The sequence below is a fragment of the Bradyrhizobium erythrophlei genome, from assembly GCF_900129425.1.
Taxonomy (GTDB): Bacteria; Pseudomonadota; Alphaproteobacteria; order Rhizobiales; family Xanthobacteraceae; genus Bradyrhizobium; species Bradyrhizobium erythrophlei_C.
On the sequence record NZ_LT670817.1, the window covers coordinates 4,187,150 to 4,205,362 of the forward strand.

General features: G+C 57.3%; 25 protein-coding genes and 2 pseudogenes. 14 read left to right on the plus strand and 13 right to left on the minus strand.

Translation table 11 applies throughout. The features are described from left to right. The first annotated feature begins 56 nt into the window (after window positions 1–56). Window positions 57–446 (plus strand): hypothetical protein, encoded by a 390-nt coding sequence (locus B5527_RS19870; RefSeq protein ID WP_079603041.1) that lies wholly within the window; start codon window positions 57–59, stop codon window positions 444–446. Window positions 447–504: 58 nt separating this feature from the next. Here B5527_RS19870 and B5527_RS19875 read toward each other — a convergent pair whose 3' ends face one another. The 3 genes from B5527_RS19875 to B5527_RS44220 form a co-directional block, all read right to left on the minus strand. Then, window positions 505–735, minus strand: a complete 231-nt coding sequence (locus tag B5527_RS19875; RefSeq protein ID WP_079603042.1) for a hypothetical protein — start codon at window positions 733–735, stop codon at window positions 505–507. Window positions 736–1,135: 400 nt separating this feature from the next. Then, a complete protein-coding gene (locus tag B5527_RS44215) occupies window positions 1,136–1,393 on the minus strand; it encodes a hypothetical protein (RefSeq protein WP_154072388.1) in 258 nt (85 codons plus the stop codon). Window positions 1,394–2,117: 724 nt separating this feature from the next. Continuing rightward, window positions 2,118–2,291, minus strand: a complete 174-nt coding sequence (locus B5527_RS44220; RefSeq protein WP_154072389.1) for a hypothetical protein — start codon at window positions 2,289–2,291, stop codon at window positions 2,118–2,120. Window positions 2,292–2,822: 531 nt separating this feature from the next. On the opposite strand from B5527_RS44220, the gene B5527_RS19880 reads away from it, so the two are divergent. The 3 genes and pseudogenes from B5527_RS19880 to B5527_RS46425 all read left to right on the plus strand — a co-directional run bounded on the left by B5527_RS19880 (window position 2,823) and on the right by B5527_RS46425 (window position 5,770). After that, window positions 2,823–4,586, plus strand: coding sequence for an ABC transporter ATP-binding protein (locus tag B5527_RS19880; RefSeq protein WP_079603043.1), 1,764 nt, complete (start codon window positions 2,823–2,825; stop codon window positions 4,584–4,586). Continuing rightward, window positions 4,576–4,689: pseudogene (locus tag B5527_RS46420) on the plus strand (PRC-barrel domain-containing protein); the annotation flags it as partial. The gene B5527_RS19880 and the pseudogene B5527_RS46420, both read left to right, overlap by 11 nt. A 253-nt stretch (window positions 4,690–4,942) precedes the next feature. After that, window positions 4,943–5,770, plus strand: coding sequence for an integrase core domain-containing protein (locus B5527_RS46425; protein ID WP_245332657.1), 828 nt, complete (start codon window positions 4,943–4,945; stop codon window positions 5,768–5,770). 69 nt (window positions 5,771–5,839) lie between these two features. Here the strand turns inward: B5527_RS46425 and B5527_RS47375 are convergent, their stop codons facing one another. After that, the gene (locus B5527_RS47375) at window positions 5,840–6,394 is read right to left on the minus strand and encodes a hypothetical protein (protein ID WP_197689321.1); all 555 of its coding nucleotides are present in this window, start codon (window positions 6,392–6,394) and stop codon (window positions 5,840–5,842) included. Window positions 6,395–6,436: 42 nt separating this feature from the next. Beyond that, window positions 6,437–6,679: a GDCCVxC domain-containing (seleno)protein gene (locus B5527_RS46435; RefSeq protein ID WP_425305084.1), complete on the minus strand. Its 243-nt coding sequence runs from the start codon at window positions 6,677–6,679 to the stop codon at window positions 6,437–6,439. A 106-nt stretch (window positions 6,680–6,785) separates the two neighbouring features. Here B5527_RS46435 and B5527_RS19900 point away from each other — a divergent pair, with 106 nt between their 5' ends. After that, complete coding sequence (locus tag B5527_RS19900; protein ID WP_079603045.1) at window positions 6,786–7,085, plus strand: DUF3551 domain-containing protein; 300 nt, start codon at window positions 6,786–6,788, stop codon at window positions 7,083–7,085. Window positions 7,086–7,157: 72 nt separating this feature from the next. On the opposite strand, the gene B5527_RS19905 is transcribed toward B5527_RS19900, so the two are convergent. Further along, on the minus strand, window positions 7,158–7,547 hold the full coding sequence (locus B5527_RS19905) for a hypothetical protein (protein WP_079603046.1): 390 nt from the start codon (window positions 7,545–7,547) through the stop codon (window positions 7,158–7,160). A gap of 111 nt (window positions 7,548–7,658) precedes the next feature. After that, a pseudogene (locus tag B5527_RS19910) lies at window positions 7,659–7,988 on the minus strand (SOS response-associated peptidase family protein); the annotation flags it as partial. Between the two features lie 336 nt (window positions 7,989–8,324). On the opposite strand from B5527_RS19910, the gene B5527_RS19915 reads away from it, so the two are divergent. Next, window positions 8,325–8,777 (plus strand): helix-turn-helix domain-containing protein, encoded by a 453-nt coding sequence (locus B5527_RS19915; RefSeq protein WP_079603047.1) that lies wholly within the window; start codon window positions 8,325–8,327, stop codon window positions 8,775–8,777. A gap of 166 nt (window positions 8,778–8,943) precedes the next feature. Here B5527_RS19915 and B5527_RS19920 read toward each other — a convergent pair whose 3' ends face one another. After that, on the minus strand, window positions 8,944–9,324 hold the full coding sequence (locus tag B5527_RS19920; RefSeq protein ID WP_079603048.1) for a helix-turn-helix transcriptional regulator: 381 nt from the start codon (window positions 9,322–9,324) through the stop codon (window positions 8,944–8,946). A 382-nt stretch (window positions 9,325–9,706) separates the two neighbouring features. Here B5527_RS19920 and B5527_RS47710 point away from each other — a divergent pair, with 382 nt between their 5' ends. Both B5527_RS47710 and B5527_RS44240 read left to right on the plus strand, forming a co-directional pair. Further along, entirely contained in the window at window positions 9,707–9,952 is a 246-nt protein-coding gene (locus tag B5527_RS47710) for a PilZ domain-containing protein (RefSeq protein WP_079603049.1), read from the plus strand. 92 nt (window positions 9,953–10,044) lie between these two features. Continuing rightward, window positions 10,045–10,182: a hypothetical protein gene (locus B5527_RS44240; RefSeq protein WP_154072391.1), complete on the plus strand. Its 138-nt coding sequence runs from the start codon at window positions 10,045–10,047 to the stop codon at window positions 10,180–10,182. 886 nt (window positions 10,183–11,068) lie between these two features. Here the strand turns inward: B5527_RS44240 and B5527_RS19930 are convergent. Together B5527_RS19930 and B5527_RS44245 are read right to left on the minus strand one after the other, a co-directional pair. Further along, window positions 11,069–11,425 (minus strand): hypothetical protein, encoded by a 357-nt coding sequence (locus B5527_RS19930; protein WP_245332658.1) that lies wholly within the window; start codon window positions 11,423–11,425, stop codon window positions 11,069–11,071. Between the two features lie 15 nt (window positions 11,426–11,440). After that, entirely contained in the window at window positions 11,441–11,590 is a 150-nt protein-coding gene (locus B5527_RS44245; RefSeq protein ID WP_154072392.1) for a hypothetical protein, read from the minus strand. Window positions 11,591–12,223: 633 nt separating this feature from the next. Between B5527_RS44245 and B5527_RS19935 the strand changes: the two genes are divergently transcribed. Next, window positions 12,224–12,421, plus strand: a complete 198-nt coding sequence (locus B5527_RS19935; RefSeq protein WP_245332659.1) for a hypothetical protein — start codon at window positions 12,224–12,226, stop codon at window positions 12,419–12,421. Between the two features lie 129 nt (window positions 12,422–12,550). On the opposite strand, the gene B5527_RS44250 is transcribed toward B5527_RS19935, so the two are convergent. Both B5527_RS44250 and B5527_RS44255 read right to left on the minus strand, forming a co-directional pair. After that, a complete protein-coding gene (locus B5527_RS44250) occupies window positions 12,551–12,955 on the minus strand; it encodes a hypothetical protein (protein WP_154072393.1) in 405 nt (134 codons plus the stop codon). 319 nt (window positions 12,956–13,274) lie between these two features. Further along, window positions 13,275–13,520 carry a hypothetical protein gene (locus tag B5527_RS44255; RefSeq protein WP_154072394.1) on the minus strand — a complete coding sequence of 82 codons (246 nt, stop codon included), beginning with the start codon at window positions 13,518–13,520 and terminating at the stop codon, window positions 13,275–13,277. 110 nt (window positions 13,521–13,630) lie between these two features. Here B5527_RS44255 and B5527_RS19940 point away from each other — a divergent pair, with 110 nt between their 5' ends. Continuing rightward, window positions 13,631–13,942: a hypothetical protein gene (locus B5527_RS19940; RefSeq protein WP_079603051.1), complete on the plus strand. Its 312-nt coding sequence runs from the start codon at window positions 13,631–13,633 to the stop codon at window positions 13,940–13,942. Window positions 13,943–14,244: 302 nt separating this feature from the next. Here the strand turns inward: B5527_RS19940 and B5527_RS19945 are convergent, their stop codons facing one another. Then, window positions 14,245–14,514 carry a hypothetical protein gene (locus B5527_RS19945; RefSeq protein WP_079607388.1) on the minus strand — a complete coding sequence of 90 codons (270 nt, stop codon included), beginning with the start codon at window positions 14,512–14,514 and terminating at the stop codon, window positions 14,245–14,247. Between the two features lie 827 nt (window positions 14,515–15,341). Between B5527_RS19945 and B5527_RS45765 the strand changes: the two genes are divergently transcribed. The 4 genes from B5527_RS45765 to B5527_RS19965 all read left to right on the plus strand — a co-directional run bounded on the left by B5527_RS45765 (window position 15,342) and on the right by B5527_RS19965 (window position 18,205). Further along, on the plus strand, window positions 15,342–15,725 hold the full coding sequence (locus B5527_RS45765; RefSeq protein WP_197689322.1) for a hypothetical protein: 384 nt from the start codon (window positions 15,342–15,344) through the stop codon (window positions 15,723–15,725). Window positions 15,726–15,727: 2 nt separating this feature from the next. After that, the gene (locus B5527_RS19955) at window positions 15,728–16,507 is read left to right on the plus strand and encodes an SDR family oxidoreductase (RefSeq protein ID WP_079603052.1); all 780 of its coding nucleotides are present in this window, start codon (window positions 15,728–15,730) and stop codon (window positions 16,505–16,507) included. 148 nt (window positions 16,508–16,655) lie between these two features. After that, window positions 16,656–17,387 carry an SDR family NAD(P)-dependent oxidoreductase gene (locus B5527_RS19960; protein ID WP_079603053.1) on the plus strand — a complete coding sequence of 244 codons (732 nt, stop codon included), beginning with the start codon at window positions 16,656–16,658 and terminating at the stop codon, window positions 17,385–17,387. A 254-nt stretch (window positions 17,388–17,641) separates the two neighbouring features. After that, window positions 17,642–18,205, plus strand: a complete 564-nt coding sequence (locus tag B5527_RS19965) for a TetR/AcrR family transcriptional regulator (protein ID WP_172842611.1) — start codon at window positions 17,642–17,644, stop codon at window positions 18,203–18,205. Window positions 18,206–18,213: the final 8 nt, after the last annotated feature.

The following is an 18,213-nucleotide window of genomic DNA, read 5'->3' on the forward strand; positions in this document are numbered from 1 at the left end:
CGCATGGTGGCGGCCGTCGGCCCGTTCAAGCTGCAACGATTGCAGTCGTCGCCAAGGTGGGCAAGGTTTCGCCGCGCACCATATCGAACACCAAGGCACTCAAACGTGACGCTATTCCTACCGTTGTCGATGCTGTCAAACGCGGTGAGGTCCCGATTGCGCAGGCCGCAGCGTTCGTGAGCAAAACACCGCCGCTGGATCAGGCCCGGATTATTGCCGATCTCGGATCACCTGCCGCCGCCGTGAAGGCTGCGATAAGGGCGCAGGCGGATCGCGCTACTGTCAAGAAACCGAAGCCATCGCCCGACGTGACGGCTGCGGCGGACCGCGCCGAGGCAAGGGCCAAGCTCGCGGTCGTTCCCGCCGAGCCGGCTGTCGAGAGGGCAGGGTACATCAATTGTCGATCTGTACTGGGCGGGTTGCATCATCAATATGTCCGGATTTGATTTACGACAGGCACACCCGGCGCAACCCGTCGCCGACGATCGGGCAGGGATATTGCTATCAAGCCCTGCGCTTAACCGGCTTCTTCTTGTGGGAAGTGAGATTCTTCAAATACACAAGGCCGTCAACCGTGAGCTTGTCGGCATTGTGCTCTCCGCGCTCGGCAAGCGAAGCGATGTACGCCCTAAGTAACGCCCGGCGATTGTTATTCTCGGCAATGCCGTGATCGAGAGAGGAGAAGATGCCCCATACCCGGTTGGTCACCCGTTCGACGGTAGTGTCAAGCACCATGAGACATCCCCTTTGGGGGACCAAACAGCTGAAAAGCCATTTGTTCCAAATGCTAACGCCGACTGAACAGGTTCGTCTTGTTCCATTGCCCTTATTGCGACGTTAGCGAGTTTAATTCGATGCGTAACGCCAGACTGCCACGCGATAATTATTGCTCTTCCCATCCACCTCGATTGTGAAACAAGCGCCTGGTAATTCGGTTTCACGCGGGCCACAAAAGCAATTGCGCCGTCTCTCGACGCCAAGGCCTCAAGCATCAACTAATTCGCCGCTTAATGGGTGCGGGAGTCGGGATCGTAGGGGTCCGTAACGATGGACGCACCTCCCTTCCGATCCGGATTTTGTTATACAGCGTAGGAGCGATAGCCACCGTAGGCGGGTCCGAGATAATCATAGTAGCCTAGCGGTCCATTACTACCTTACGCTCGCGGTCTTCGCGATTTCTCTCGATAATTGCGATCATCTCTGGGGGTTCCCATTCTCCTTCTTTGATCGCGGCCGTGTTCCAGTCCGTATCGTAACAACTGTTTTGGCTTGTCCCTACCGAGACGCCGTTGTCTACCCAACGAACACTAACTCCAAGGCCAACTTCTTCTGAACTGGCTTGGGTAGCGCCCAATACAGTCGCAGCCACCACAAAGCTCAAAACGTAGCGCATGATCCGCTCCAACCGGTGACTTTTATTCTAACAGGATGCTTGGGCAGAGGTTCCGGCTTGCCTCTCAAACCGTATGCTCTCGCCTTCGTTTTCTGTTCCAATTGAGGTTCGGCCTGGCATCCGACGCAAGTTGGTCAGAGCGAGCTGGCAACGGGCGGGTCCTAGCTAGACGATCTCTCTGCCCCGCAAATCAGCAGTGTAGTCTTGCCGAACTACTGATCGCATCGTCCGTTAACTTGAAATGCAGTATCGTGGAAAAGAATATAGCATTGTCCGAGGCATTAAGCCTGGCACATGGAAGTGGACGGTCCGCTTAGACGAAAACAACGTCAGAACCGGAGTAGATAAAACGCGGTCAGCTGCGATGGAGAGCGTAGGACGTCTGGTTGATCGGGCGCTAGTGCCCAAAAAGTTGTGATCTCGTGAATCCAGCGTTTGCCGCTCATGGATGGAGATCGCAAATGCAAAGGATGATAGCAGCTCTAGCGATTGGGACTTTTAACCTGCTCCAGGGTCACAGCCGACGCTGCGGGTGAGTAGACCGGAGTTTCCGCCATAGCGCAGACACCTTTCTAAGCCCGCTAGGCGTTAATACGCATCTGGATCAAGGTTATAATGCGGGCTCCTATGTTGTGCCTCCGCGATATCTTGGAGTTCGCAAGTCCCCAAATCGATCCCCAAATGCGGCCGCAAAGTAAGATGCGATCTGTTCCTCCAGGAGCAATCAAGCAGCCGCTGAGAAGTCGCCCCTGACTGCTTGCTGCCAAACATGAGCGTAGACGTTCTTGGCAAGCTGCTCCTTTTCTTCCACCGAGAACGGCGGCGTTGGAAGACCGGCGAAAATTTCATCGAGGATCCGGCCGCATGAGCCTGGCGGTGAGGAGAAGGCCACTGCCATGCTCCAAGCCCAGGGGTGGAGATCTGTCTCGGCACTCTTTGTGCCTTACGGCGTCGTGTTGTTAGTCGCGCCCACCGCTCCAGATGTCATCAGGGCGAGGGCCGGGCAGGTTCTAAGGGCTTGGCCGGAATTCGACGGGCTATTTGATTCCTAGGCGGCTTCCACGGTGCGTTCGTGATGTAGCAGTGGGGACTTCATTCCACTGAGGCGGTTGCCTGATGTTGACGTTTCCATCAATTGTAGTCATGCCAGCACGAGCTGAGGCCGAGATCCTTGCAGGCGCGCAATATCTGTGACCCCTATGGTCATATGGACCGGATCTGCGGAAGTAAATGGAAGACTCAGAGGAACCATTTGCGCCGCGGTCTATTGGATCCACGTAGCAGCGGTCTCGCGTGCTCAACCCCCAAATTCAGATGTTGTGGTCTGACGCCCCTTGGACGAACGGAACGGGGGCTGCTCAGCAAGAACGTTTGGATTGTCGGCACAAGCCGCTGCTTGAATTGCGATCGGGCCGTAGGCTGCAGCCACATGGACAATCTTTCAGGATACGCCAATCGTCCGCTTCCGTTCATACTGCGCTATCTCCGCCAGCGTCTTGCATCGCATGTCGTCATCCTCACATCAGTTATTGTAGCGGTTGCTTGTTCGGTAGGCACGCAATATGGCGTGAAGTATCTGGTCGATGGTTTGTCAGCCGGGCCGGCCCGCGCGGGCGGTGTATGGCTGGCATTCGTTTTACTTATGTCGCTGATAACAGCGGATAATTTTCTATGGCGGATCGCCAGCTGGACGGCGAGCTTCACGTTTGTGGGCGTGACGGGTGATCTCCGCCGCGACATCTTCCGCCACCTGACCGGGCACGCACCAAACTATTTCTCCGACCGGCTGCCGGGAATGCTGACCAGCCGCATTACGGCCACATCCAATGCCGTCTTCACCGTTGAAAATATGTTCGTCTGGAACGTGCTGCCGCCATGCATCGCGACTGTCGCGGCAATTGCGTTGATCGGCACCGTGAGTCCGCTGATGGCGGGAGGATTGATCGTTGTCGCCGGTGCGATGGTATTTGCGATGTTTCATCTGGCGGCCGCCGGCAAGCCTTTGCACGACGATTTCGCCAACAAGGCCGCTGCCGTCGACGGCGAGATGGTCGATGTCATCAACAACATGCCGCTGGTGCGGGCGTTTTGCGGCCTCAGCTTCGAGCACAACCGATTTGACGCCACCGTCAACCGGGAATTGACGGCGCGAGGACGCAGCCTCCGTTATCTCGAAAAGCTGCGAATCACCCACGCCGCGACTACGGTCGCGCTGACAATCGGGTTGCTGGCCTGGGTTATCGTACTATGGCAGCGCGGCGGCGCCACCACTGGCGACGTCGTGCTGGTCTGTACGTTGGGACTTTCCATTTTGAGCGCCACGCGCGATCTCGCAGTGGCACTGGTCGATGTGACCCAGCATGTTGCCCGGTTGACCGAAGCTATTGCCACGCTGTTGCTTCCACACGAACTGCGCGACCATCCGAAAGCCGAACCGCTGGTAAAGAGCGGCGCCGCCATCGCCTTTAATAACGTGTCGTTTCGCTATCCCGGTGGCCTGAAGGTCTTCGACCGATTCAGCCTTCGTCTTCAACCAGGGCAAAGGGTTGGGCTGGTCGGTCAGTCCGGCGGCGGCAAATCCAGTCTGTTCGTGCTGCTGCAGCGGTTCTACGACGTCCGGGACGGCAGTATCATGATCGATGGCCAGGACATCTCGAGGGTGACGCAGCAAAGCCTGCGTCAGGCGATCTCGGTGGTACCGCAGGACATCTCGCTTTTCCATCGATCGATCATGGAAAATATCCGATATGGACGGCCAACTGCGACTGACGACGAGGTGCTGCGCGCAGCGATCGCCGCGCGCTGCGATTTTGTCGAGACGCTGCCGGAAGGTTTGGCGACGCAAGTTGGCGACCGCGGCGTCAAGTTTTCTGGCGGCCAGCGGCAGCGCATTGCCATTGCGCGCGCGTTCCTGAAGGACGCGCCGATCCTGCTGCTGGATGAAGCGACCGCGGCGCTTGACAGCGAATCCGAGGAAGCTATACGCGAAGCGCTCGGACGCCTGATGCGCGGGCGCACCGTCATTGCGATCGCCCACCGTCTTGCGACGCTGCGCGGTTTCGACCGGGTGGTCATGCTGCAGGGCGGCCGGATCATCGAAGATGGCTCGCCCGACCGTCTCATGCAAGGCAGGGGCCCGTATCGGGAACTGGTGACGCGGGAGATGAGCCGCCTTGCAACGCATGCGGCCTGAGGCGGCGCCGAAAGAGGCCGTGCCGCCACCCTCCGTCACGATCATTGGGGCAGCGGATGCGGATGGCGTGCTCGGACGCGATGTTCGCAGCCCGACGGACGAGGTGTCATTGTCGGAAACTCAATCCGACTAGCAAGTGGAGTCGAATTGGGTGATGCTCTTGGTTGATGAGAGATGTTTGCAGCCTGATTTGGTTGGCGCTGATCGGATTGTTCCGGTCGCGAGCGTCGCTGCAAGTTGAGATCTTGACGCTTCGTCATCAACTCAACGTGCTGCGGCGTAAATCGCCGTAGCGACTAACCTTCACCAGTATCGACCGGTTGGTATTTGCCGGGTTGTATCGGCTGGCACCTGGCGTGCTGGACGCTTTGAAGATCGTCAGGCCGGAGACCGTGATCCGCTGGCATCGTGCCGGCTTCAGAGCGTATTGGCGCTGGAAATCAAGACCGCGCAGCGGCCGTCCAACGACCCCGCTGGAGATCCGTCAGCTCATTCGCGAGATAAGTCTCGCCAACCCATTATGGGGCGCACCACGGATTCACGGCGAGCTTCTCAAGCTCGGCATCGATGTCGGACAAACCACCGTTGCAAAGTATATGGCGAGGGGAAGGCGACCGCCGTCCCAAGGGTGGAAGACGTTCCTTGATAATCACGCCGACGGCATCGCGTCGATGGACCTATTCGTGGTTCCGACAATCTCATTCCGACTGCTCTACGGGTTGCTGATACTGCAACACGATCGCCGCCAAATCCTGTGGCTGGGAGTGACTGCGCACCCGACGGCGGAATGGATTTCGCGCCAGCTCACCGAGGCCTATGGTTGGAACGCAGCACCGCGATACATCATTCGTGACCGCGACGCCGTCTACGGTGACGTCTTCATCCGCCGCCTTCGGGCGATGGGCATTCGGGATAGGCCGACCGCGCCGCGATCGCCGTGGCAGAACGGGTATTGTGAAAGGGCGATCGGTTCGATCCGGCGGGAATGTCTTGACCACGTTGTCGTGTTCGGCGAGCGGCATCTTCGCCATCTGCTGCGATCTTACGCGACCTACTATAACGCGGCTCGCACGCACCTTTCAGTCAACAAGGACGCGCCGTCGCCGCGAACGGTACATGCCGTTGGTCGCATTTTCCCTAAGCCATTTCTTGGCGGACTTCATCACCTGTCTGTGCGTGTTTGATTTCCGACAGGCACACCCGGATCGCTCCGAGGCCCGCAGCCGTGCTGGGGTACATCCGCCCGAACAGCATTAGGTTCCAATTATTGTCATAGCTGCCCCTGCTGTCAAACGCCCGGCTTGCCGCTTTGGCGGATCGACAACAACACCTTCGCAGACGATAAGGTCCACGGCTTGCCCGTTGACATTGGACCGAGCCACTTTGAATTCGAGCGTGTCATATCTGGGCAGCGTCTTGCCGGGCTTGGGCGGCAGCAACTCGCTCCGTCCTTGAATGTTTAGCACCGCATATCCGGCACCGTGAAAATCGGGGTTCCACATTTTGATCCCGGTCTCTGACCAACGTCGGCGAATTAGCTTTTCTCTCTCGGATTGGTCGTTCGTTTCTGGTGCTGCAATTTCGTGACTGCTGGACGGCTCCAAAACAGCGGCATGCTGATCAACGGCGTTTCTGGTCACGCCGGGAGCTTCGTCGAAAAACTCGTTAGTGGGCGGTTCGCCTCTCCCTTTGTTGCTGCGCAGCAGCGCCGCAAATATGGCAAACACCAATTTCACCGCTGGAATATTGCGCAGCATAACCGCCAGTTTTGTAAAAGCTCGAACAGGCTTTGAAGCGTACTGGCCCATGGCGTTGGCGGGGCGGCGCTCCCCTTTAGGGCCTCGGGGCATTTAATGAACGTTTGCCAAGCAGCAACGCAAGTTGCTTTGTATCGGCGGGCACGGCGCTGAGCCGTAAGAGCAGAACACGCAACAATCGCCCGCGAGGGGCCTGAGCCGCTCGCCACAGCCCTTGCACTCATAGAAGAACTGGCAGGCATCGGTCGGCATCGTCTCGACGGCCTGATAGCTGCATTTGGGGCAAGTCAGTGTGGATTGGAGCTGCAATATCGGTTCCTGCTTCGCGGTAAACATAATACAGCTTGGACCCGGTCCATCAAAGCGGCAGTAATGGCTGGGGCTGTGCCCTTTCCGGGGTAGGTCCTCGCGCTCGCCGCTGGCGACCCCAGCGGATGCTCTGATGCGCATTTTGGCTTTGGCGATTTTGTTGACCGCGACATTTTTGGAAACGGCACCAGCTCGGGCCCAGACGTACAACCCGGATTATCCGGTCTGCTTACAGGTCTACGGCATAGGGGGGAGTTACATCGCCTGCGGCTATACTTCACCGGCACAATGCGCTCAATCGGCATCGGGCCGTGCGGCACAGTGCATCCTCAATCCATATTTCAGGGGCGCGCAACTGTCTGCGGGACCACATTATCGGCGGCATCGTCACGTCCGCGCGATACGCCAATCTGGAAACTTGAGGCCGCGCTGAAATGCCGGTCATGCAAGAAGGGGCGATATGCGCCGCCCGTCCATATGATCATGCTCACCCAAGAGCGGCAGTTCACACCTTACGTTTGGGTGCATCCGGACGAGGAGCGGTGATGCCCCCCTGCACCCGCAACAGCGTGGATAGCGCATAATCTTCCCGTTCTCGGGTAAAGCGCTGCTGATGCGCCTTGAAGGTTGCGATGCGCTGTCTGATTTCCTCACGCGCCGATCCGTTCCACTTCATTGGCTCCAACCGAGGCTGCTCGGCAGTTTCATCGGACACTACTTGAGAGGTTCCTGACACGATCGGCACCGGCTGCTGAAAATGTTCGGGCATACCAACAGGCAGTTGCTTCGGGGTGACGATTGCCGTGGTGGAGATCGGCCTCTGCGAACAAACGGCTTCAACAAAGGCCATCGTCTCATTGACGAATGCGTCCCGCTCCGTTTTCCAGTTGCCCATGTTTTCTGCCCCCTAAAAATGAGTCTACCGGTCGCGCACGCTATTGTCATCTGCGGTGCCGACCTCTGCGGATATTAATCCAGCGTATTCGGCAAGCAGTTCACGGGCCGCCTTGGTCTCCGGGTTTGGCTCCGGCCCATATTCGACCAAGCTATTGAACGGCACCAAGCACCGGTTCTAGGGCTTGAGCCAAGCCCGCCAGTGCGGAGAGAACCTATTCCTGATGTTCGTCACCGGGTATCCACCGGCCCGTGGTGGCGGCGGCATTCCCCAGCGCATCATCGTCAGCTCGCGGTCGGTGTCGACGTTGCGGATCACCGGTGCCGGGTAGTCCGGGAAAACACCCGGCATCGGCGGCAGATTGCCGACGTAGCGGTTCATGAGACGGAATAGCGCGATGATCGCAGCCTGATTTGTCGTGATGCTATATAAGTTACACACGCCCGTACCTGTCAGGTCGCCCCGCCGCATCAGGGCTGTGTGCGATTGCACGCTGATCACGACCGAAACAACGCGAAATAAATCACATACAGCCAGCCGAAAATCCCGCGGATGATTGCCCAAAGTATCGAGTGGTTGGCAGTGTAGGATATCGCGATAGCCAGGGCAGAGCCAAAGCCAACGCCGTCTTTGCTCCCTCGACGCGGACCCCGTAATAGCGATTTCCGTTCATGTTCGCCGCCTCCAATGACAGCCCTATTGTCTCACAGGTTGAAATCCGCGCAATATGCCCGTTAGGAATCAACCAGCAGTTAAGGGATGTGAGAGGCCAAGGCCATGGCAAGGAAAACCACACTGAGCGTTATCAGCAACGGCAAAAAGAAACCGAACGGCGGCCTCAAAAATCCACGGTCGAGCGGCAAGTACGACATTGAACTCGGCAAGCGCATTCGGCTGCGCCGGGTTGAGATTGATATCTCGCAATTGGGGCTTGCCAACAAGCTCGGCATCACCTTCCAACAGGTGCAGAAATACGAGAAAGGCGTCAACCGGGTTGGCGCGTCTCGCTTGCAGCAGATCGCCACGGCGCTTGATGTCCCGGTGACGTTTTTCCTTGACGATGACGGTCTGGGAAAACGCGCGAGCGATGGCAAGCGCGAGGTCGAGAGCTTGCTGTTTGTGGATAGCGCTTTCAGCCTGCGGCTGTTGCGGGCCTATGCCGCGATGAAAAACCAAACAGTGCAACGCCAGTTTGTTTCGCTGATAGAAAGCATCGCAGCCAACGAATGATTCCGCAGCTTGCCCCGGGCCGGGAGTCAGCCCATCGCGGCCTGCTTCATCCGCATCGTGTTCTGCCTTGGGCAGCTTGGTGATGTAGAGCGCGGCGTCGAGGAGCGTGACCATCGGAGAAGATGTGGACCGGCTTGTGATCGTCACAAACAAATAATCACGCGACTCATTTCCTAACGCCGTTTGGTTTCCAACCCAGCCGCCCCGCCGCCCTTGCTTCTATCCAATCATCCATCTCTGCCGCGAGCCATCCGATATGATGGTCTCCAATTTGCACCCGGCCAGGAAATTGTTTTTGAGATTCTAGGCGGTGCAAATGTTGACGGGAAAAGCCGATCCCCCGCGTGGACTTCAATTCCTCGTAGGTCAGCAACTTTTCAGGATATCTTTTGAGTTCTTTTATGAGCCATCCATAGCTGGCCAAGATAAAACCAACCGGATCATCACCGTGAAAACAGCGCCGTCCAACAGAGTCACGCTCCGCTATAAATTGAACGATCCGTTTTTCCTCTGGACTGTATGGTTGTTTTTTTAAATTGCGACCCATTCGTTCCCCCTTGGTTATCACGACAAGGGCATTTCAAGAGTCCAAGGATTGGACTGTCAAGGTGCTTCATTGAGGTTGGCTGATGTTGCAACAATCGAATGGTCTAGCGTTGCCGAAAACTTCGCGTGCCAGCCCATCCTTTAGACTAAGCGCAACGCCAATTGGCGCTCGCGACCGGCATATCACGCGCGGTGATCCCTTTTCGGCGAAATGCCTAGCGTGCAGGCATGAAGCCGAATATCCGAAATCTGCAATTGGAATGCTTGTGTCGGATGGCGCGTAATAGAAAGGACCGGCAGGGGCGCCGGTCGGTGAAAAATAGTCTTTGTTAATTATAGAAGAGCAGATTGGGCCAATTCAGTCCAATTTTTTGTTATCCCAAATGAAAGCAAGACATTTAAATCGAGAAGTTCGGAGAACCCGCCACCTATCGGCGTGGATCAAGGTCGAGGGTCGCGCGCATTGCGAATGCCAAGTTCTGGATATCTCAACACACGGCGCGAAGGTCATCGTTGCCTCGGCTGTCCCCGATCGCTTTGAACTGGCTTTTTCCGAGGGCGGGCAACATCGGGTTTGCGAAGTCGTTTGGCGGCGCGCCAAGATGCTAGGTGTAAAGTTCATTTTCTGAAATGAAGCGACGAAGCGACTCTTCGCCTTGCGCAGCCACTACGGGCTATGAGAACATAAAGTCTGGCAGGGGCTATAGCATGAGGCCGCGCCATGACGCCTGAGGAAGCTCTTCGCAACATTTTAACGCTCGTTGAGGGATCGGACGAGGTTGAAGATGCTCACGCGCTGCAAATCCTTTTGCAGAGCATCAAGACATTGGCTGAGAAGGGATTGGGGCGTTCGAATTGACGTTCCGAACTGTCATGTTCGCGTTACTGCTTTTCCTGACGGAATAAGCCGCCGCCGTTTGTTCGGCCAAAACGTCCGGTCGATCACGTTCTCGGCCTTGGTCGCTGCGTCGGGTTTGCTACTGGTTAGGCCCGATTTAGTTTCGTCCGCGCGCACCGATACGGTCCATCTCCACGTACCGCGCTCGATGCCTTGGACAATGCTATATTCTACGCCTCGATATTCCATCCCGCTTCTTATCCCCGTGACGTCGGGATTGTCCATAGCGTGCGCCTTTGCGCATTCGCGAGGTGCTATGAGAACATTCGTGATCGCTGCGCATACATTCGTCACCTTCAGAACAAACGATTTGCGCAAAACAATTCCAATGGTTCGCCTGCCTCGAGAAGCGATAAACGTCAGTCGTTACGACCTAACGGGGGATACGCAATGTTCGTAAACCGTATCAAGAGCCCTCGATGCCCAAAATGCGGAGCAATGATGTCCTTGCGGATCATCGAGCCGGAACGTCCAGGTTTCGATTCGCGGACTTTCGAATGCCCGAAATGCTACGACACCGAAACCTTCGTGGCGTCGATCTCCCGCGAAATAGGCATCTCTGTTGGGCCAGCCTAAGCAGGCGCTCAGGCGGCTAGTGCATTTGCCTTCGGCATCAACGGCAACACCGCCGCCTCAATCGCCATGACGGCTTCGCGCTTCTCTTCGAACGTGTGCCAGCGCGCATAGATGCCCGTCACGCCTTTGTCGGTATGGTTCAGAAGTGCCTTGACGAAGTCGACGGGCAGGCGTGCTGGCCAATGGAAAATCCTTTGAGCGATCAGATGAGGACGAACGTTTAATAGGTGTATTCAAGAATTCGTTCGTTTCCGTCGACGCGATCGGGGCGTCACTTATCAAAGCTGCGGAAGAACTTCGCGTCGCCGAGGACTTCGAGATGAGCGGCATTCGGGTGCAGAGAAATGGACGATCCTCGAAAATCCTTCAGGCGCGCCAGCTCGATGACGTGGTCCGCCGACAATATCGCGCTAACCAGATCAGACTGCGGCGCGGTGTGGATTTCGTACAAATGATGCTGGGATTCCGGTTGCGACATAAACCGTTGGATGCACTCGTCGAGGGTGCCGTCCATGATCATGTAGGGACGCGCGCCGAGGGCGGCGCTCACGCGCTCCTTGTTGACTGATGGCCATTTTCTGAGGGTTGCGGGGGCATGGAAATTAATTTGAACCTCTTTATCGGGCATGCTTAGCGTTTTTTCCTAGCAGCTTTTTGTTGGCTTGCCGCCGATCACGGTGACGCGCAGGGCGATGGTTTTCGGAATCGTTCGTGGGCGTATCAACGCAGCGCCCGAAAGGGTGCCACCGATCACCGTCGCGCGCAAAGCAATGATTTCAGAATCGCCAGTCAACAGGTTTATTGAGATCGGCGTTCGCCCACCACCGCTCTATTTTCGGCAAAGTTTCGCCCCGAATCCCACTGTAGAAATTCGTATTGGTAGATTCAGGGAACGAAATGAATCCAGCGGACTATGCGCGCATGGCGGAAGAGTGCTCTCGGCAAGCCGATGCAATGCGGCCAAGCCGGGAGCGGGATGCTCTGATGGAAAAAGCTCGGCAATATGCGTCCTATGCTAAAATTGATAATTGGGTCGGCTCGAAAGAGCTACAGCCACCCAGGCCGCGCCAGCCGCGCACGTGACTCACATGGGAAATTTTTGATTAACGCTGCCCTGATATGGTGCGGATCGTCGCGGGACTGGTTTCGCTTACCGCGACCATTGGTGATGCGTGCAAACTATCGAAATCACGAGTCCGATATAGGCCCGGCGCCGCCGCTACGCCCAATACCGGGGGCGAAAGGGCGCGATTGATGTTAAATGGATTGCCTGTCACGGGGATGATCCGTGCAGTTAAGGAAGATAGGTCCAACATTCCGACACGATGGACCGTGACGGTGGTACCCAAGCAGGGCATCGCAGCCTAGCCGAAAAGGGTGAGGTTCGATCAACTATCAAGCGTTCACGAATGACAGCCTGACCTTGATGTACGAGGCCGTCCAGGGCGCGATGGCGGCCGACGATGCACTGAAGCGGCAGGAATCGGAAACTAAATTTCGCGTTCGTGAGACCCCCGATTGGAGACATCACGCCGCTGACCTCGAGGCGGAAATGATCAAGCGCGGAATGATGTTCGAGGTCATCGATTGGTCGGAAGATCAGGGGACATTACCCGGGCTCTAACCCGACAACCAGCAAGCAGCGGTAGCGAGCCGTGCGACGGCCGGGATCGCCCGGCAAAACCCTGACAGCCAAATCCCACCCGCACCAGCGACTCTTTCAGGCCCTTGGCGGGGTGATTCCGTCGTCGGATTATCGGGCCGTTGCGCGCTTTTGCCTTGGTGGCTCTGTTGGCTGAACTACAGGAGCCTGCTGAGCACTTGCTATAGATTGTTGCAGGGCTTCAAGTTTGCCAGACAGCGCGTTGACCTGGTCGGACAACCGCTTAATCTCGGCCCGATCGGATGAGACCGTTTGTTGAAGGACCCTCAGTTGATTGACGGCTTGCTGCAGGGACGTCTGCAGGTCATGGATCGCCTGAGAAGTCGGATCCGGTGGTGGTGGTGCGGTCGCTTTGTGCTGCTTCACAGGAATGGTTTCGTAAACGCCCAAAGGTACGATTAAGGCGACGGCTAGTAACGTCAGGACGAAGATACGCGCCTTCCGAGAGTGGCGATCAGGTCTTGGTGGACGCTCGAATCTCGATTGATCGTCCATGAAACAAAATCCTGGTTTGCAGGGTTCTGACATTTACGCGGCCCGGCTCAGCTTAAACGATTCCCCGGCCGCGCCAGGGCGCCATATCGCGCACGAAAAGCGAAAACCCCGCATGGGGGCTGCGGGGCTTTCTTTGGGGAAGCGGGGGATAGGGGACCGCGCGCTTCGTGGATAGGTCCTCGAACCCCGGAAAAGGTTCAAAAATAGAAATGCGTGGGGGCCTCGGCCCCGTGGCTCTAGCCCGTGCGATAAGCGTCGAAGGCGTGGGCTAGGAAAACGCTGACACTGAGGCAGGTCAGCAGCGCTGTTACGATCTCGATCATCGGCGCACTCCCTGGGTCGCCACCATGCCGAACACGGCGGCCTTGAGGAAATGGCGGTAAATCGCGCTGAGGATGACGGCCATGACGATCCAGCCCCGTTGTTGATTAGCCGAGAGGCTAGGCCCGCATCGGTTTCCGGACGACTTCGTGGTATTGGAAAACGGTTTCATCGGGAGCGCAGGGCTCGCCGGGCCGGCTGTACCACCGGCGAGTGCGACGTCGAAGGCAAGGAAATCTTGCACGATGTTTCCACCGTGGATGGCACAAAGTGTGCGCGATTGCCCGGCGAATTCTCAATTCCAAGGAAACGAAAGCCGCTATTGCTCGGGGGACCCTCCATTGCGATCGGCGGATGACGTTCGGCAAGAAGGTCGTAAGGCTGATTGACACTGCCGAGAAATACGAAGCCGAACGCGGGGCGGCGATCGAACAATCAGGCTTACCGGACGCGAAGGCGAGCCAGTGGGAAGCGGCTTACGAGATCGAGAAGATGGCCTATGAGGCTTGCGATATCGAGCCTCAGACAATGGCCGGCGCGCTCATTCAAGCCCGCGCGCTCACTGCCTATGCTGAGGTAGAGATCGTTGTCGGCCACTACCGCGGCCGATCAGGACAACTCGTCGGGCTTGCGTTGGCGCAATCCCTCACGCGGCTGAGCGCGTAAATAAGACAGCCCGCCAAGAATTGAAAAGGCCGCCGGGCAATATCCGGCGGCCTACCGGGCTCAAAATTGCGTGCTTTCGAAATGGCCCCGTCCGCCCCGGTGACGGGAGACTTGCATTGGCGAGCGGAGCGAGGCGAATCAAAACTGCTGTTCCAGCAAAGGAACAAAAAAGTTGTTGCGGGGAGGACACTATTCGTCCCGTTTCAACTTCCGTTTTCCCCAATGCGTGTCTCACGGAAGAGCGGGAGATTGATCCGTATCTGTCGGCGCATCCGGACGAGGAGAGGTGAGAAGGCCAGTTATTAGCAACCGCGGCAAATGCCCTTGGTCATGCGGTCGAGTTCCGCGTTCTCTCGGTTGATTGGATCGTTCGGATCATCCATCAGGTTTTTCTCCGAGGGCACTTGATCAACATGCGGCTGGCGATGCCCGATCGGTGCCTCCGGTATCGATTGCTGGTTCGGGCTCATCAACGGAGCTGGGGCCGGATTTCGCGAACCAACCGTCTGCGCAATCGCCACCGAAGTGTCGACCAGGGCCAGCAACGCTATCGTCGTGATCAGCTTTCGCATGTTCGGTTTCCAGAGTTGGGCCCCACTCACGATCATGGTAACGGGAAGCTCGATCAGAAAGGTGCGCAAGCCTCACGTTTTGTTCAGATCCTCCAGCGCGCGGGCGATGCAGGCAAAAACCTTGGGTATCGGCCCCTCGGCCATCAGCGCTAAGGCAACGGGACGGAATCGCTTGGGGCTCGCCATTATCCGGACGAGGAGAGGTGAGGGGCGCCGGCTCACGCCGGCGGGTTTTGCTTTAATGTTTGGCTACAATCGTAACGCTCTTCCCGAGCGCTGAAATACCGCCGTAGCGCTGTCCCGTTCAATTTGGATGGCGCAAATCAGCCAACGGGAGACCAGCCAATGGGTTCAAGGGATGCTTTGACGCACCAAGCGCAATCTCGGCCAAAAACTGGCAGGGCCATGACCATCGCGGTTGCCGCTCTGATTGTGGTTGTAACCACCATGTTGCGGTCGCGATCTTCTTCGATCGAGCTATCGGCCGCTGCCAAGCCGCCGTTGGAAGAACTCCACCCAATGGCGGGGAATCTTTCACTCCTCCGGTATTTTGGCAGCTTGAGTTTCTAGTCAGCTCGCTCCGGCGCTCGTCCGGACGATGAGATGAGAGGCCGCCGGTTGACGCCCGGCGGGTTTTTCTTGCGCGGCACCTGGTCGCGGGTACTGGCCCCTTTCCATCATTCGGATACAAGGCTTGACAGGTTCGGATATCGCACCTAGTTAGTCAACTGACTTACAGATCGCTGACGTCCGTCGCTTCATTGAGGCGGGCGAACGAACGGGCAAAATCGTCGTCACCGCTTGATCCCTTGTCCAGGAGCGCCGTCATGTCCGTCCAGCCTCTCTTTACCCCAGTCCGCATGGGCGAACCGGATCTGCCCAATCGCATCGTCATGGCACCGCTCAACCGCATGCGCGCTGGGCCGATCGATCACGTGCCGACCGCGCTGCAGGCCGAATACTATGCCCAGCGGGCTTCGGTCGGACCGATCGTCGCGGAAGCGACCGCGATCAGTCCCCCAATCACGTCATGCGGGAAGGTCGAGGACAATCATCCCGATCGTGCCGCGTATCCCGGGCACGGCTGGACGGCGTACGCCGCCCTGACGCGCGGTCTCGCCGTGCATCCGGGGGACGCTGTGTTTGTGCCGAGCGGCGGAGAGCGTCCTCGCAACTTTGTCGATGGTCCCATGATTTGGAAGGGTATTTAACCATGAAACTCAAGAGCAATACGATTTTGATCACCGGCGGCGCCAGCGGCATCGGTTACGAACTCACCAAACAACTCACGGCGCTTGGTAATAAGATTCTCATCACGGGCCGCGATCAGGCCAAGATGGACCGTGCGAAAGCGGCCTTTCCAAAAATTCACACCTTTCAAAGCGACGTTTCCGATCCGGAAGCGATCGCCACTCTTTACGAAGAGGTCACCAAACAATTTCCAGAGCTCAACATTTTGATCAACAACGCCGGCATCATGCGCAAGATCAATGTTCACGACAAAGCCGGAAGCCTCGAAGACATCACTCGAGAGATTGAAGTCAACTTGAGCGGGCCGATCCGCATGGTGAAACAATTCTTGCCGCATTTGAAAACAAAATCAGAGGCGGCAATCATGAACGTTTCATCGAGTTTAGCATTTGTTCCATTGCCCATTTCACCGGTTTATTGCGCCACCAAGGCCGGTCTGCATTCGTTCACCGAGTCTCTTCGTGTGCAACTGAAGAACACCAAAGTGAAGGTATTTGACCTGGCACCGCCTGCGACACAAACCGAACTCTTGGGTGACTTTGATGTTGAAGACATGAAAGGCGCTTCTGTCATGACGGTGGAAGACATGGTTCGAGTCGCCGTCAAAGGAATGCAAACCGATCGGTTTGAAATTCGTCCAGGTCAGGCGAATCAGCTCAAAATGATGAATCGCTTGGCGCCAGGATTTATTTTGAAGCAAATGAGCCGATCGGTCGATCGCATGCTCAGAACACAGAATTAAATTCGAAGTATCGTGCCGCGCATCACGGTCACGTCTATCGCTTCGGCGCACTATCCTGCCTTGGAAGCAATCAGGGCCGGCAGCGTCGCCTTCCGAACGGGCGCGGCTCGTGCGGTTTGTTCGGGCCCCAGCAGAGAGAAAATGAACGATGGGTAAACTACAAGGGAAAGTGGCTGTCATTACTGGAGCTACGCAAGGTATCGGCCTCGCCACGGCAAAACTGTTCGCCAGTGAGGGAGCCTATGTTTTCATTACAGGCCGTCGTCACAAGGAGCTTGACGAAGCCGTAGCGTCAATCGGCAGCAACGTCACGGGCGTTCAAGGCGACGCGTCGAACCTGGCCGACCTCGATCGTCTCTACGAGAGCGTCAAAGCGAGAGGCCGAATTGATATCCTGTTCACGAATGCCGGACTGGGCGGATCTCTCCCGTTGGGAAGTATCACCGAGGAGCACTACGACCAGATCTTCAATACGAACGTCAGGGGGCTGCTCTTCACCGTCCAGAAGGCGCTCCCGCTTCTGAACGATGGCGCTTCCATCATTCTGACCGGTGCGGCCGCGGGCTCCAAAGGCACCCCCAACTTCGGCGTCGCCTCTGCGACCAAGGCGGCAATTCGCTCATTCGCGCGAACCTGGACCGTGGAGCTGAAGGACCGGCACATCCGCACAAACGTTCTTAGCCCTGGACCTGTGCTTACGGCGTCGCTAAAGGCGGCCATGCCGGCTGAGGCCTTCGGGCGCATCGTGTCTACCGTCCCAATGGGCCGCATGGCGGAGCCCGAAGAGATCGCCAAGGTCGCGCTCTTTCTGGGCTCGGACGACTCCAGCTTCGTCACGGGGATCGAACTGTTTGCCGATGGCGGCAGAGCGCAAGTCTGACTATTGCTGATCTTGGGAAATGGCCGGTCAATTCTGGAGCCTCCAACCGGAGAACGCGGCTCCCACACACCGCATGAGGTCCCGTGCTCTTGGCGATCGACTGCGGGCCGATGGAGGAGCGAGCGACATGCCCGCACTCGAACGCCCTATCGGGTACGTCAGGATCAGGGATCGTGGCTGGCCAGAAGAAAGCCGCAAACTTGACAGGTTTGCCAGTCCCCATCATATCCAAGTTAGTTGACGGACTTATGCACATGGCTAGGACAAATATCGACAAGCGATCACGGCTGCTTAGCGCGGCGGTGGAATTGACGTACCAGAACGGGTTCGAGGCCACCTCGCTTGCCGACATCGCGCGCGAAGCCAAGGTTCCTCTTGGCAACGTCTATTATTACTTCAAGACCAAGGACGAGATTGGCGAGGCGATCGTCGAGCTGAGGCTGGCGAAGCTGTCCGCGCAGCGGCAGCGATGGAACGAAGCCGGATCGCCCAAGGATCGGCTTTGCGCCTGCGTCCAAGGCGTCTTCGAGAACAAGGATTGCCTGGCGCAGCTCGGCTGCCAGGTCGGGACGTTTTGCTCCGAGCTCCACAAGGCGGGCGGCCCGGTGGCCACCAGAGCGACCGAGATATTCGCTCAACACCTGGCCTGGATCGAGAGCCAGTTTCGGGCACTCGGAAAGGGGAAAGACTCCAACGGCCTTGCCGTGCACCTGCTTTCCGCCATGCAAGGCGTTTCGGTCCTGGCTCATACCTTTCATGACTCCGGTCTGGTGGCGAGGGAGACCAAGCGCCTCAAGAGTTGGATACAGAGCTTGTGAGACGCCAG